Origin of the sequence: Phycicoccus sp. Root563, assembly GCF_001427915.1 — a bacterium.
Classification (GTDB): domain Bacteria; phylum Actinomycetota; class Actinomycetes; order Actinomycetales; family Dermatophilaceae; genus Pedococcus.
Genome location: NZ_LMGM01000001.1, coordinates 2,727,166 through 2,740,645 on the forward strand (window position 1 = coordinate 2,727,166; position 13,480 = coordinate 2,740,645).

12 protein-coding genes and 3 tRNA genes are annotated in these 13,480 nt (G+C 70.3%); 10 read left to right on the forward strand and 5 right to left on the reverse strand.

All coding sequences use genetic code 11. The features are described 5' to 3' along the window. The first annotated feature begins 136 nt into the window (after positions 1–136). Together ASD62_RS12945 and ASD62_RS12950 are read left to right on the forward strand one after the other, a co-directional pair. Positions 137–538, forward strand: coding sequence for a response regulator (locus ASD62_RS12945; RefSeq protein ID WP_056916312.1), 402 nt, complete (start codon positions 137–139; stop codon positions 536–538). Next, positions 526–843 (forward strand): Hpt domain-containing protein, encoded by a 318-nt coding sequence (locus tag ASD62_RS12950; RefSeq protein WP_056916313.1) that lies wholly within the window; start codon positions 526–528, stop codon positions 841–843. The genes ASD62_RS12945 and ASD62_RS12950 overlap by 13 nt, the downstream gene beginning before the upstream one ends. Before the next feature lie 224 nt (positions 844–1,067). Here ASD62_RS12950 and ASD62_RS12955 read toward each other — a convergent pair. Next, positions 1,068–1,144 (reverse strand) — tRNA-Phe (locus ASD62_RS12955). Between the two features lie 269 nt (positions 1,145–1,413). On the opposite strand from ASD62_RS12955, the gene ASD62_RS12960 reads away from it, so the two are divergent. The 8 genes from ASD62_RS12960 (at position 1,414) to ASD62_RS12995 (ending at position 11,732) form a co-directional block, all read left to right on the forward strand. Beyond that, a complete protein-coding gene (locus ASD62_RS12960; protein WP_056916314.1) occupies positions 1,414–2,445 on the forward strand; it encodes a LacI family DNA-binding transcriptional regulator in 1,032 nt (343 codons plus the stop codon). Between the two features lie 162 nt (positions 2,446–2,607). Beyond that, the gene (gene araB, locus ASD62_RS12965) at positions 2,608–4,281 is read left to right on the forward strand and encodes a ribulokinase (protein ID WP_056916315.1); all 1,674 of its coding nucleotides are present in this window, start codon (positions 2,608–2,610) and stop codon (positions 4,279–4,281) included. Further along, positions 4,278–4,970: an L-ribulose-5-phosphate 4-epimerase gene (locus tag ASD62_RS12970; protein WP_056916316.1), complete on the forward strand. Its 693-nt coding sequence runs from the start codon at positions 4,278–4,280 to the stop codon at positions 4,968–4,970. Before araB ends, ASD62_RS12970 begins: the two co-directional genes overlap by 4 nt. Continuing rightward, a complete protein-coding gene (gene araA, locus ASD62_RS12975) occupies positions 4,967–6,472 on the forward strand; it encodes an L-arabinose isomerase (protein WP_056916317.1) in 1,506 nt (501 codons plus the stop codon). Before ASD62_RS12970 ends, araA begins: the two co-directional genes overlap by 4 nt. A 93-nt stretch (positions 6,473–6,565) precedes the next feature. Beyond that, on the forward strand, positions 6,566–7,660 hold the full coding sequence (gene chvE / locus ASD62_RS12980) for a multiple monosaccharide ABC transporter substrate-binding protein (protein WP_200947805.1): 1,095 nt from the start codon (positions 6,566–6,568) through the stop codon (positions 7,658–7,660). Between the two features lie 167 nt (positions 7,661–7,827). Beyond that, positions 7,828–9,360: a multiple monosaccharide ABC transporter ATP-binding protein gene (gene mmsA, locus ASD62_RS12985; protein WP_082553252.1), complete on the forward strand. Its 1,533-nt coding sequence runs from the start codon at positions 7,828–7,830 to the stop codon at positions 9,358–9,360. An 84-nt stretch (positions 9,361–9,444) separates the two neighbouring features. Continuing rightward, the gene (gene mmsB / locus ASD62_RS12990) at positions 9,445–10,779 is read left to right on the forward strand and encodes a multiple monosaccharide ABC transporter permease (RefSeq protein ID WP_369818819.1); all 1,335 of its coding nucleotides are present in this window, start codon (positions 9,445–9,447) and stop codon (positions 10,777–10,779) included. A gap of 29 nt (positions 10,780–10,808) precedes the next feature. After that, positions 10,809–11,732, forward strand: a complete 924-nt coding sequence (locus ASD62_RS12995; RefSeq protein ID WP_056916320.1) for an NADP-dependent oxidoreductase — start codon at positions 10,809–10,811, stop codon at positions 11,730–11,732. A gap of 57 nt (positions 11,733–11,789) precedes the next feature. Here ASD62_RS12995 and ASD62_RS13000 read toward each other — a convergent pair. From ASD62_RS13000 to ASD62_RS13015, 4 genes are all read right to left on the reverse strand, one after another. Next, a tRNA-Asp gene (locus ASD62_RS13000) sits at positions 11,790–11,863 on the reverse strand. Between the two features lie 19 nt (positions 11,864–11,882). Further along, positions 11,883–11,955, reverse strand: a tRNA-Glu gene (locus tag ASD62_RS13005). A 96-nt stretch (positions 11,956–12,051) separates the two neighbouring features. Beyond that, entirely contained in the window at positions 12,052–12,426 is a 375-nt protein-coding gene (locus ASD62_RS13010) for a GntR family transcriptional regulator (RefSeq protein ID WP_056916321.1), read from the reverse strand. After that, positions 12,423–13,475 (reverse strand): PHP domain-containing protein, encoded by a 1,053-nt coding sequence (locus ASD62_RS13015; RefSeq protein ID WP_056916322.1) that lies wholly within the window; start codon positions 13,473–13,475, stop codon positions 12,423–12,425. Before ASD62_RS13015 ends, ASD62_RS13010 begins: the two co-directional genes overlap by 4 nt. Positions 13,476–13,480 lie beyond the last annotated feature (5 nt).

Sequence of the window (13,480 nt, forward strand, 5' to 3'; positions counted from 1 at the left end):
CCTTGTCAGCCCGTAGGACGGAGACGTCGATCGGCTGTGTGGACAGGATGTTGCGTGCAGTTGCCCCGAGGGACCTCGGGTTGATGCACTATGTCCGCATGATGTGCCGACCCGGGGGATCAGTCCCTCTCCCCGCATGACCCCCGCGCTGCCGTCAGGTGGCCCGCGGCGGGTCCTGGTGGTCGACGACGACGAGCTGATCCTCGAGGTGGCCGAGATGAGCCTGTCAATGGTCGGAGGCTGGGAGGTCACCACCGCCACGGGTGGCCAGGAGGCGCTGGACCGCTGCGCCCGCGAGCTGCCCGACGCCGTGGTCATGGACGTCATGATGCCGGGCATGGACGGGTCGACCGCTGCGGTCCTGATGTCGCAGGACCCCGCCATCAGCCACATCCCGGTCGTGCTGCTCACCGCCAAGGCCCAGGCCGCCGAGGACGCCCAGAAGTCGGGGCTCCCGGTCGTCGGGGTGCTGGCCAAGCCGTTCGACCCGATGACGCTGCCGGCCCAGCTCAGCACCATGCTCGGGTGGACCGCGTGAGCGACGAGGCCCTGATGTGGGCCAAGATGCGTGAGCGCGCCCGAGCCACGAACCTCGCCCGCACCGACCAGATCGAGCCTGCGCTCGCGGACGGCGCCCCGCGCGAGGTCGTCGACGCCGGCCGTGCGGTGGCCCACTCGGTGGCCGGGGCCGCCGGAACGTTCGGGTACGACGAGGCCTCCCGCCTGGCCCGCCAGATCGAGCACGCCCTCGAGGACGCCCTGCGCTCCGAGGCTCCGGCACCGGCCAGCCTGCGCGACGACCTGGTCGCGCTGCGCGCCGAGCTCCAACCCACCGACGCCTGACCGCCGCCGGACCGCTGGGCCGACTTCCCAGCCGACCTGCCGGTCCCGGACGACACGGCAAGACGGCAGTTGCTGGGCGAAACGGCAGTTATTTGTGCTGGTTTTGCCCAGCAACCGCCGTGTTGCGGGCGCGTCGCGAGCAGGACGCACAGCCCCGCAGGGCGTGCGAACTGGCTCGGACAGGACGAAACCGCCGCCACCTCACGGGTGACGGCGGTTCCTCGTGGTGGCCAGGGGCGGGGTCGAACCGCCGACCTTCCGATTTTCAGTCGGACGCTCGTACCAACTGAGCTACCTGGCCGTGAAGCACGCACAACATGCGTTCGCGACCGGTCTGCTCCGGTTGATGTCCGGGGTAGGCCTGTCGCGGCGCGTCGATCATATCCCATCGCCAACGGTGGTGGTGACGCCCTCTCGGGCGCCGGCTGGGGCTCGCGGGGCGCCATACCGCCCCTCGGTGCAGGCGTTATGCCGAGGCGGGCTCCGCAGGTCCTAGAGTCTGCCGCGAGGCAACGGCACCGACCCCGCCCGTGTCCACCCCCAGTCCCCGACCGGTCCCCGAGGAGCGCCATGACGAAGCCGGCACCGCGTCGTCGCCCGAGCCTCCAGGACGTGGCCGAGGTCGCCGGCGTCTCCCACCAGACGGTCTCGCGGGTGGTCAACGGGTCGCCGAGCGTCGCTCCCGCCACCCGTGACCGCGTCCTCGAGGCGATCCACGAGCTGGGGTACCGGCGCAACAGTGCCGCACGGGCCCTGGCCACCAGGCGGTCCGGGACGATCGGGGTCGTCGTCGCCGGGCTCGGCTACTTCGGGCCCTCCAGCACCGTGGTGGGCCTCGAGGCGGCGGCCCGCGCCGAGGGCTACAGCCTGGTCCTCGTGTCGGTGTCCGAGACGAGTCCCGAGGCGAGCAACCGGGCGACCCAGGACGCGATCGAGCACCTCATCGGCGAGTCCGTGGAGGCGCTGGTGATGATCGCCCCGGACGACGCCGGGCTGGACCTCGGCCCCGGGGCACAGGTGCCGCTGCCCCTGGTGGTGCTGGACTCCGACCCGGCTCGGGCCGGGCTCAGCGTGGGGGTCGACCACGCGCAGGGTGCGCGGCTGGCGACCCAGCACCTCATCGACCTCGGGCACCGCCACATCGCCCACATCGGCGGGCCGGCCAACTGGTACCAGGCGGAGTGCCGCCTCGAGGGCTGGCGTTCGGCGCTCGCCTCCGCTGGGCTGACGCCGGGGCCGGTGCTCACGGGGGACTGGACCGCCTCGAGCGGCTACCGGCACGGTGTCGGGCTGGCCGCCGACCGGGACGTCAGCGCGGTCTTCGTGGCCAACGACCAGATGGCCATCGGGGTCCTGCGGGCCATGGCCGAGGCCGGGCGCAGGGTGCCCGAGGACGTGAGTGTCGTGGGCTTCGACGACCTGCCCGAGGCGGAGTACCTCTTCCCGCCGCTCACCACGGTCCACCAGAACTTCGTCGCCCTCGGGAGGGCGGCGCTGCGGGAGCTGCTCGGCGCCATCAACGGCGAGCCGGGCGACGGCGCGGTCCTCGTCCCGCCGAAGCTCGTGGTGCGGGGTTCGACCGCCCGACGAGCCCGCGCCTGAGCCCTCTGCGGAAGGGTCCGAGCGGCGTCCGAGCCGTCGCCCCGAGGCGTGGGTCCACCGCGCTCGACGGAAGTTCGGGTGAAACCCTTGACACGCAGGGCGGTGTTAGCGCTAACTTCTGCACAGCGTTAGCGCTAACACCGACTCGACGAGGAGTTCACGATGGCCCAGCCGGAAGCCCGGGAGACCCATGTGGTCGGTGTCGACTTCGGCACCCTGTCCGGTCGGGCCCTGGTTGTCCGGGTCAGCGACGGCGCCGAGCTCGGGACCGCCGTCGCGACCTACCCCCACGGGGTCGTCTCGGAGGTCCTGCCCGGCAGCGGCGAGCAGCTCCCCCCGGAGTGGGCGCTGCAGGTGCCCACCGACTACGTGCACGTCCTGCGCACCGCGGTCCCCGAGGCCCTCGCAGCGGCCGGGATCGACCCGGGCAGCGTCGTGGGCATCGCCACCGACTTCACCGCCTGCACGATGCTCCCCGTCACCTCGGACGGGACGCCGCTGTGCGAGACCGCCTCCGGGGCGTCCGAGAAGCACGCCTACGTCAAGCTCTGGCGCCACCACGCGGCCCAGGCGCAGGCCGACCGCATCAACGTCCTCGCCAAGGAGCGCGGCGAGCGCTGGCTGCCGCGCTACGGCGGCCTGATCTCCTCGGAGTGGGAGTTCGCCAAGGGTCTGCAGATCCTCGAGGAGGCCCCCGAGGTGTATGCCGCGATGGCCCACTTCGTCGAGGCCGCGGACTGGATCGTGTGGCAGCTGTGCGGTACCTACGTCCGCAACGCCTGCACCGCCGGGTACAAGGGCATCTACCAGGACGGGGAGTACCCGTCGCGCGAGTTCCTGACCGCCCTCAACCCGGAGTTCGCCTCCTTCGTCGAGGACAAGCTGGCCCACCGGATCGGGCAGCTCGGCGAGGCCGCGGGCTCGCTGACCGCGGAGGCGGCGCGCTGGACCGGGCTGCCGGAGGGGATCGCCGTCGCGGTCGGCAACATCGACGCCCATGTGACCGCCCCGGCCGCGCAGGCGGTCGACACCGGACAGATGGTGGCCATCATGGGCACCTCGACCTGCCACGTCATGAGCGCAGCGGTCCTGCGCGAGGTCCCCGGGATGTGTGGCGTGGTCGAGGGCGGGATCGTCCCCGGCCTCTGGGGCTACGAGGCGGGGCAGTCCGGGGTCGGTGACATCTTCGGCTGGTTCGTCGGCAACGGTGTGCCGCCGGAGTACCACGCCGCAGCCGCCGAGCGCGGCCTCTCGGTCCACGAGCACCTGACCGAGCTCGCGGCCCGCCAGCCGATCGGTGGGCACGGTCTCGTGGCCCTCGACTGGCACAGCGGCAACCGTTCGGTGCTGGTCGACCACGAGCTCTCGGGACTGGTCGTCGGCCAGACGCTGGCGACCCGGCCGGAGGACAACTATCGGGCGCTCCTCGAGTCCACCGCGTTCGGCGCGCGCACCATCGTCGAGACGTTCGCCCACTCGGGCGTCCCCGTGACCGAGTTCATCGTCGCGGGCGGGTTGATGCGCAACGAGCTTCTCATGCAGATCTACGCCGACGTCCTCGGTATGCCGTTGTCGGTCATCTCCTCCACGCAGGGCCCCGCCCTGGGTGCCGCGATCCACGCTGCGGTGGCTGCCGGGGCCTACCCCGACATCCACAAGGCCGCCCAGGCCATGGGCGGGCGCCGTGTCGCGGCATACGAGCCGATCGCGGCCAACGCCGCCGCGTACGACGAGCTGTACGCGGAGTACCGCGCCCTGCACGACCACTTCGGGCGGGGCGGGACCGACGTGATGCGCCGGTTGCGGGCCCTCCAGCGGCGGGCGGTGGGGGCATGACGACCATCCCCGGCACCGTCCGCGCGACGGTCGACCGGTTGCGGGCCGAGGTGGCCGAGCTGCACGCCGAGCTCACGCGCAATCAGCTCGTGGTGTGGACCGCGGGCAACGTCTCGGCGCGCGTCCCGGGCGCCGACCTTCTCGTGATCAAGCCGTCCGGCATCTCCTACGACGAGCTGACCCCCGAGGCCATGGTCGTCTGCGACCTCGAGGGCCGGGTGGTCCAGGGTGACGGCTCGCCGTCCTCCGACACCGCGGCCCACGCCTACGTGTACCGGGAGATGCCGGAGGTGGGCGGCGTGGTCCACACGCACTCGACCTACGCGACGGCGTGGTGCGCCCGACGCGAGCCCATTCCCTGCGTCCTGACGATGATGGCCGACGAGTTCGGCGGTGACGTCCCCGTCGGTCCGTTCGCCCTCATCGGCGACGACTCCATCGGGCGCGGCATCGTCTCGACCCTGCGAGGGCACCGGTCGCCGGCCGTCCTCATGGGTGGCCACGGCCCCTTCACCATCGGCGCCACCGCCCGCGCGGCGGTGAAGGCGGCCGTGATGCTCGAGGACGTGGCCCGCACCGTGCACGTCGCCCAGCAGCTGGGGCGGACCTGGCCCCTGGACCAGGCCGACGTCACGCAGCTCTACGACCGCTACCAGAACGTCTACGGACAGAAGGACACCACACCATGACCGCGACCCCTGCACACGTCTGGTTCCTCACCGGGAGCCAGGGCCTCTACGGGGACGACGTCCTGGCCCAGGTGGCGGCCCAGTCGGCGACGATCTCGGACGCGCTCGCGGGTCACGACGGCATCATCGCCGAGGTCGTGGCCAAGCCGGTCCTCACCGACGCCGACGCCATCCGGCGGGTGATGCTCGAGGCCAACAGCGACGACAGCTGCGTCGGGGTCATCGCCTGGATGCACACCTTCTCGCCCGCCAAGATGTGGATCTCCGGACTCGAGCGGCTCCAGAAGCCGTTGCTGCACCTGCACACCCAGGTCAACCGCGACCTGCCCTGGGCCAGCATCGACATGGACTTCATGAACCTCAACCAGGCCGCGCACGGCGACCGGGAGTTCGGGTACGTCCAGTCCCGGCTCGGGGTCACCCGCAAGACCGTCGCCGGCCACGTCAGCGACCCGGCCGTCCTGGCAGGGGTGGCCGCGTGGAGCCGGGCGGCCTGCGGTCTCGCGGCCGTGCGGTCGCTGCGGCTGGTGCGCTTCGGCGACAACATGCGCAACGTCGCGGTGACGGACGGTGACAAGGTCGAGGCGGAGCGTCGGTTCGGCGTCTCGGTGAACACCTATGGCGTCAACGACCTCGTCACCGTGATCGACGCCATCGGCGATGCCGACATCGACGCGCTCGTCGCCACCTACGCCGACGAGTACGACGTGGCCGCGCCCCTGCGCGCGGGCGGCGAGCGGCACGACTCGCTGCGGTATGCCGCGCGGATCGAGCTGGGCATGCGACAGTTCCTCGTCGAGGGTGGCTACGGGGCGTTCACGACGAACTTCGAGGACCTCGGGGGCCTGCGCCAGCTCCCCGGCATCGCGGTCCAACGCCTCATGGCCGACGGCTACGGCTTCGGCGGCGAGGGCGACTGGAAGACCTCGGTCCTGCTGCACGGGCTCAAGGTCATGGGCCGCGGCCTGCCTGGCGGCACGTCCTTCATGGAGGACTACACCTACCACCTCGCCCCGGGCGCGGAGCTCATCCTGGGCGCGCACATGCTCGAGGTCTGCCCCTCGATCGCAGCAGCCCGCCCGACGGTGGAGATCCACCCGCTCGGCATCGGTGGGCGTGAGGACCCGGTACGCCTGGTCTTCACCGCTGCCCCGGGCTCCGGCTTCACCGTGGGCATGGCCGACATGGGAGACCGGTTCCGGTTGGTGGCCAACGACATCGAGGTCGTGACGCCCCCCGAGGACCTTCCCCGGCTGCCGGTGGCGCGAGCCGTGTGGCGCCCGCAGCCGGACCTGCGCACCTCCACCACGTCGTGGCTCATGGCCGGCGGCCCCCACCACACGGTCCTGTCGACCGCGCTGGACCGGGAGCACCTCGAGGACTTCAGCGAGATGGCGGGCGTGGAGCTCGCCCACATCGACGCTGACACCACCGTGCGCGGCTTCGGTCGCGAGCTGCGGTGGAACAACGCCTACCACCGGCTCGCCCAAGGGCTCGCCTGATCGGAAGCCGTTGCAGGACAACTGAATACGCACAACATCTGGATCAACCGGCACAAGGGCAGGTTGGCCTGCACAAGAATGGAGCACACAGTGGTGCGCAGAATCGTTGCGGTCGTAGCGGCCGGGGCCCTGGCCTTCGGCCTGAGTGCGTGCGGTCGCCAGACCGACACCGGGGGTGCCGCCAAGAGCGGCTCGACCGAGAAGGGGACGATCGGGGTCGCCATGCCGACCAAGACGTCCGAGCGCTGGATCAAGGACGGCGACTACATCAAGTCCCAGCTCGAGGCGGCCGGCTACAAGGTCAACCTCCAGTACGCCAACGACGACATCCCGACCCAGGTCACCCAGGTCAACGACATGGTGACCAAGCAGAACCAGGTCCTGGTCGTCGCCTCGATCGACGGCACGGCTCTCAAGGGCGCCCTCAAGGAGGCCAAGGACGCCGGCATCCCCGTGATCGCCTACGACCGGCTGCTTCGTGACACCGACGCCGTGGACTACTACACGACGTTCGACAACCTCAAGGTCGGCAAGCTGCAGGCCGAGTCCCTCCTCGAGGGGCTCGCGGCCAGCGGCGCGCCGAAGCCGTGGAACGTCGAGGTCTTCGCCGGTTCGCCGGACGACAACAACGCGACCTTCTTCTTCAACGGCGCGATGCAGGTCCTGCAGCCGAAGATCGACGCCGGCGAGATCAAGATCGCCTCGGGCGAGACCGCGTTCAAGACGGTGGCCACCCTCCGCTGGGACGCCGCGGTCGCCAAGAAGCGCATGGAGAACCTGCTGACCAAGTCCTACTCCAACAAGGACGTCAACGGGGTGCTGTCCCCGTACGACGGCCTCTCCCGCGGCATCATCGCGGCGCTCAAGGGCAGCGGCTACGGCAGCGGTGGCAAGACCCTGCCGGTCGTCACCGGGCAGGACGCCGAGCTCGAGTCGGTCAAGTCGATCCTCGCGGGCGAGCAGTACTCCACCGTCTTCAAGAACACCCGTGACCTGGCGCAGGCCACGGTGAAGATGATCCAGGAGATCGCCGACAAGAAGACCGTGACCGTCAACGACACGTCCTCGTACAACAACGGTGTCAAGACCGTGCCGACCCAGCTGCTCGAGCCGGTCTCGGTCAACAAGGACAACGTCTCGAAGGTCCTGCTGGACGCGAAGTACTACACCGAGGACCAGCTCAAGTAGCCGGTCACCACTGAGGTCCGGTGGCAGCGGCACGTCTCCGCCGCTGCCACCGGCACTCCCCGGGCCACCCGGTGGCAGCGGCACCATGCAGCCACTGCCACCGGGTTCCGCCCAGCACCTCTCCCGGGACCGCGCGGTCCCACCCGACGATGCGACGAGGCATGCCGATGACCAACCCCATCCTGTCGATGCGGTCCATCACCAAGGAGTTCCCGGGAGTCAAGGCACTCTCGGACGTCAGCCTGGACGTCCAGCGCGGCGAGATCCACGCGATCTGCGGCGAGAACGGCGCCGGGAAGTCGACCCTGATGAAGGTCCTGTCCGGGGTCTACCCGCACGGCACCTACCTGGGCGACATCGAGTTCGAGGGGAGCCCCTGCGAGTTCAAGGGTATCCGCGAGAGCGAGGCCGCGGGGATCGTCATCATCCACCAGGAGCTCGCGCTCGTGCCCGAGCTCTCGATCGTGGAGAACCTGTTCCTCGGCAACGAGCAGAGCCGGGCCGGGGTCATCAGCTGGAACGCCGCGCGACAACGAGCCCTGGAGCTCCTCGCGCGGGTGGGCCTGCAGGAGGACCCCGCCACCCCGATCCGGAGCATCGGCATCGGCAAGCAGCAGCTCGTCGAGATCGCGAAGGCCCTGGCCAAGGACGTGAAGCTGCTCATCCTCGACGAGCCGACCGCCGCGCTGAACGACACCGACTCCCGGCACCTGCTGGACCTGCTCCTCGGGCTGAAGGCCAAGGGCATCACCTCGATCATGATCTCCCACAAGCTGAACGAGATCGAGGAGATCGCCGACTCGATCACGATCATCCGCGACGGGCGCACCATCGAGACCCTCGACGTGCGACGTGGCGAGGTCAACGAGGACCGCATCATCCGCGGGATGGTCGGCCGCGACCTCGACCACCGCTTCCCGCCGCACGAGTCCACCGTGGGGGAGACCCTGCTGGAGATCCGCGACTGGACGGTCGCCCACCCGGACGACTCGTCCCGTCTCGTCGTCAAGGGCGCCTCGATGACCGTGCGCCGCGGCGAGATCGTGGGGCTTGCCGGCCTGATGGGCGCGGGCCGCACCGAGCTGGCGCGCAGCGTGTTCGGGCAGTCGTACGGTCGCAAGGTCACCGGCGAGCTGCTCAAGGAAGGCAAGCCGGTCAAGGCCAACACGGTGCAGCAGGCGATCGACGCAGGCCTCGCCTACGTCACCGAGGACCGCAAGAGCCTGGGCCTCAACCTGCTGGACAGCGTCAAGGTGTCGATCACCTCTGCCGGGCTCAAGAAGATCCGGCGCAGGGGACGGGTCGACGAGCACGCAGAGGTGGTGGCGGCCAACCGCTACCGCACCAGCATGAACATCAAGACGCCGTCGGTGGAGGCGGGCGTCGGCAAGCTGTCGGGTGGCAACCAGCAGAAGGTCGTCCTCGGCAAGTGGATGTTCACCGAACCCGACGTCCTCATCCTCGACGAGCCCACCCGCGGCATCGACGTCGGGGCCAAGTACGAGATCTACGAGATCATCAACCAGCTCGCCGACAGCGGGCGCGGCGTGCTCGTGATCTCCTCCGAGCTGCCCGAGCTGCTCGGCCTCTGCGACCGCATCTACACCCTCTCCGCGGGCGTCATCACCGCCGACGTCCCCCGGGCCGAGGCAGACCAGGAAGTCCTCATGCGTTTCATGACCCAGCGAAAGGCAGATTGAGCCATGGCCACCCACACCGCACCCCCGCGGACGGAGGAGCGAGCGGCTCCCACCACCTCGCTGGCGGTCGAGATCCGTCGCACGATGAGCGGCAACATCCGCCAGTACGGGATGATGATCGCGCTCCTGCTGCTCGTGGTGATGTTCCAGATCTTCACCGACGGACTGTTCCTGCAGCCGCGCAACGTCACCTCCCTGCTCGTCCAGAACGGCTACATCCTCATCCTGGCCATCGGGATGGTCATGGTGATCATCGCCGGGCACATCGACCTGTCGGTCGGGTCCGTCTCGGCGTTCGTGGGCGCGACCGTCGCCCTGTCGATGCAGCGGTTCGACCTGCCGTGGCCGGCCGCGATCCTGCTCGGCCTGGCGCTGGGCATCCTCGTCGGGGTGTGGCAGGGCTTCTGGGTCGCCTACGTCGGGATCCCCGCCTTCATCGTCACGCTGGCCGGCATGCTGCTCTTCCGCGGCCTGGACCTGATGATCCTCAACGCCGAGAGCATCCCCGTCCCCGAGTCGTTCCAGAAGATCGCCAACGGCTACCTGCCCGAGATGGGGCCGGTGACGGGGTACCACAACCCCACGCTGGTCCTCACGCTGCTCGCGGTCGCCGTGATCGTCTGGCTGGAGCTCAAGAAGCGGGCCGACCTGCGCACGTACGGGATGGTCGTCCCCCGCATGGCGCTCACCATCGTCAAGCTCGTCGTGGTGTGCGGCCTGCTCATGACCTTCGGCCTGCTCCTGGCGTCGTACAAGGGCGTCCCCGTGGTGGGCCTGATCCTCGGGGCGCTCATCATCTTCTACACCTTCGTCACGCAGCGGACCGTCCTCGGCCGCCACATCTACTCCGTGGGCGGCAACGCGAACGCCGCCCGCCTCTCGGGCGTCGACACCCGACGGGTCGACCTCTTCGTCATGGTGAACATGGGTGTCCTCGCGGCGATCGCCGGCATGGTCTTCACCGCCTACCTCAACGCCGCCAACCCCAAGGACGGGGTCAACTTCGAGCTGGACGCCATCGCCGCCGTGTTCGTCGGTGGCGCGGCGGTCGCCGGTGGTGTCGGCACCGTCACGGGGTCGATGATCGGCGGACTGGTCATGGGCGTGCTCAACCTCGGTCTCGCCAACATGAGCGTCGACTCGAACTTCGTCCAGATCATCAAGGGCCTGGTCCTGCTGGGCGCGGTGGCCTTCGACGTCTACAGCAAGTCGCAGGGGAAGCCGAGCTTCATCGGGATGCTCATGAAGGGCTTCGGCGGGCGCAGTGGCCCGGCGGCGGCCACAACGGCGTCGCCGACTCCGGTCAGGGCGGACGAGGTCGCCACCCCGACGGGGGTGACCCACGTGGCCCGGCGGCGGGAGGAGGGCCTTCCCGAGGGGCTCGACCGGGCGAGCGCGGACGAGCGCCGGACGGAATAGCCCCCGGGGCCGGCGCCGTTGTCGCAGGCATGAAGGCCATCACCTACGCCGAGTACGGCGACCCCAGCGTCCTCACCCTGTCCGACGTCCCTGACCCGAAGGTCGGCCCGGGGGAGGTCCTGATCCGCGTGCGCAGCGCGTCGGTCAACCCCGTCGACTGGAAGATCGTGGCCGGCTACCTCGACCCGATGATGAACGCCGAGCTCCCCGCCATCCCTGGCTGGGACGTCTCCGGTGTCGTCGAGAAGGTCGGCTTCGACACCCCTGAGTTCGAGGTCGGCGACGAGGTCATCGCCTACGCCCGCAAGGACTGGGTCCACGGCGGCACCTACGCCGAGCTCGTCACGGCTCCCGCGCGCACGGTCGCGAAGAAGCCCAAGGCCCTCGACTGGCACCAGGCCGCAGGCCTCCCGCTCGCCGGCCTCACGGCATACCAGCTGCTCACGCGGCTCGGCACGAAGGCGGGCGACACGGTCCTCGTGCACGCCGCGGCCGGGGGCGTGGGCATCCTCGCCGTGCAGATCGCGACGTCCCTCGGGGCGCGCGTGATCGGCACGGCCTCCGAGAAGAACCACGAGTTCCTGCGCGGCCTGGGTGCCGAGCCCGTGACGTATGGCGACGGGCTGGCCGAGCGCGTGCGTGGGCTGGCGCCCGACGGCGTCGACGTGGTGGCCGACTTCGTGGGTGGCGTGCTCGACACGACCAAGGCGGTCCTCGCCGACGGTGGTCGTCACGGGTCCGTCGTCGAGGCCGAGGTGCTCGAGGAGGGCGGTCTCTACCTCTGGGTGCGCCCGAACTCCGACGACCTCGCGGCCCTGGCCGACCTCGCCGATGCGGGGAAGCTCACCGTCCCGGTGGCCGACGTGTTCCCGCTGGCCCAGACGGCGGACGCGTTCACGACCAGCGCGGGCGGCCACGTCCGCGGCAAGGTCATCATCGAGGTCAGCAGCTGACCAAGCCTGAGACGCAAGAAGGCCCACACTCTCGTGTGGGCCTTCTTGTTTCTCGAGCGACCCCGACCGGGCTCGAACCGGCGACCTCCGCCGTGACAGGGCGGCGCGCTAACCAACTGCGCTACGGGGCCTTGGTGGTGCTGTGGTGCGTATCCCCAACGGGATTCGAACCCGTGCTACCGCCGTGAAAGGGCGGGGTCCTGGGCCGCTAGACGATGGGGACCGAACGAACGGTCCCTCGCCGCTAGCGAGCAGCAGCTCGGATCCGTCGAGGACTCGGAAAGCATAGGGGTTGAATGCCGTGAACTCCAAAACGGGGTCAGCGGCGAGCCTCGGAGAGGGCCGATCGCACGATCGCGAGCACGGCCGCGTCGTCCGCCCCGGCCTGGACGGCGCGCTCGGCGAGGGCGTCGGCGAGGTGGCGCAGCGCGACCTCGGCGGCCTGCGCGCTGGGGGCGACGACGGTGCCGGCGCGGCTGCGCGAGACCACCAGGCCCTGCGCCTCCAGCTCCTTGTAGGCGCGGGCCACCGTGCCCGGTGCCAGCTGCAGGTCCGCGGCCAGGCCGCGCACCGTCGGGAGCTTGTCGCCCTCGGCGAGGGCGCCGGAGGCGATGAGGTCGGCGAACTGCTCGCGGACCTGCTCGAACGGGGCGATGCCGGCCGCGTCGTCCACGGTGATGCGCGGGGCGCTCACGCGTCGCCCCGGGTCCAGGCCAGCAGCCGGTCCACGTCCCACGTCGTGACGATGCGGTCGGCGGGCACACCCAGACGGTCGGCCCGCTCGCAGCCGTAGGCCTTCATCTCGAGCTGGCCGGGGGCGTGCGCGTCGGAGTCGACGGCGAACAGGCACCCGATCTCCAGGGCCATCAGGAGCAGGTCGTCAGGCGGGTCCTGGCGTTCCGGGCGGCTGTTGATCTCGACCGCGGTCCCGTGCTCGGCACAGGCCTCGAAGACGGCGCGGGCGTCGAAGTCCGACTGCGGACGGGTTCCGCGGCTGCCCTCGACCAGGCGGCCGGTGCAGTGGCCGAGGACGTTGACGCGGGGGTTGGAGACGGCGGCGACCATCCGCTTCGTCATGGGTGCGGCGTTCATCTTCAGCTTGGAGTGGACGCTCGCGGTGACGAGGTCGAGCTGCGCCAGCATGGACTCGGTCTGGTCCAGCCCGCCGTCGTCGAGGATGTCCACCTCGATGCCCTTGAGCAGCCTGAACCCGTCGCCCAGTGAGGCGTTCACGGCGTCGACGACCTTGAGCTGCTTGGTCAGGCGCTCGACGGTGAGGCCGTTCGCGACGCGAAGCTGCGGCGAGTGGTCGGTGAGGACGAGCCACTCGTGGCCGAGCTCGACGGCCGTGAGCACCATCTCCTCGATGGGGCTGCCACCGTCGGACCAGCTGGAGTGCGAGTGGCAGTCGCCGCGCAGGGCCGCGAACAGGTCCTCGCCGCCGCTCACGAGGGGCTTCGCCTTGTCCTGCAACGTGTCCAGGTAGGCCGGCAGCTCGCCGGCGACCGCTTCGGCGATCACCCCGGCAGTGGACTTCCCGATGCCGGACAGGTCCTGCAGGGTGCCGGCCCCCACCCGCTCCACGAGCTCGTCCGAGGGGGTCTCACGGACCGTGACGACGGCCTTGCGGAACGCTTCGACACGGTACGACCCCGCCCGCTCCCGCTCCAGCAGGAACGCGATGCGTCGAAGCGCCTCGTCGGGCGCGACAGGGGCCGAGAGCGGGGTGACTGTGGCAACCACGGGTG

Excerpts from the sequence above, each read along its gene's own strand:
- ASD62_RS12970 (WP_056916316.1), top strand. The coding sequence starts at position 4,278 with ATGACGACCATCCCCGGCACCGTCCGCGCGACGGTCGACCGGTTGCGG.
- ASD62_RS12995 (WP_056916320.1), top strand. The coding sequence starts at position 10,809 with ATGAAGGCCATCACCTACGCCGAGTACGGCGACCCCAGCGTCCTCACC.
- ASD62_RS12945 (WP_056916312.1), top strand. The coding sequence starts at position 137 with ATGACCCCCGCGCTGCCGTCAGGTGGCCCGCGGCGGGTCCTGGTGGTC.
- mmsA (WP_082553252.1), top strand. The coding sequence starts at position 7,828 with ATGACCAACCCCATCCTGTCGATGCGGTCCATCACCAAGGAGTTCCCG.
- araB (WP_056916315.1), top strand. The coding sequence starts at position 2,608 with ATGGCCCAGCCGGAAGCCCGGGAGACCCATGTGGTCGGTGTCGACTTC.
- ASD62_RS12960 (WP_056916314.1), top strand. The coding sequence starts at position 1,414 with ATGACGAAGCCGGCACCGCGTCGTCGCCCGAGCCTCCAGGACGTGGCC.
- araA (WP_056916317.1), top strand. The coding sequence starts at position 4,967 with ATGACCGCGACCCCTGCACACGTCTGGTTCCTCACCGGGAGCCAGGGC.
- mmsB (WP_369818819.1), top strand. The coding sequence starts at position 9,445 with ATGAGCGGCAACATCCGCCAGTACGGGATGATGATCGCGCTCCTGCTG.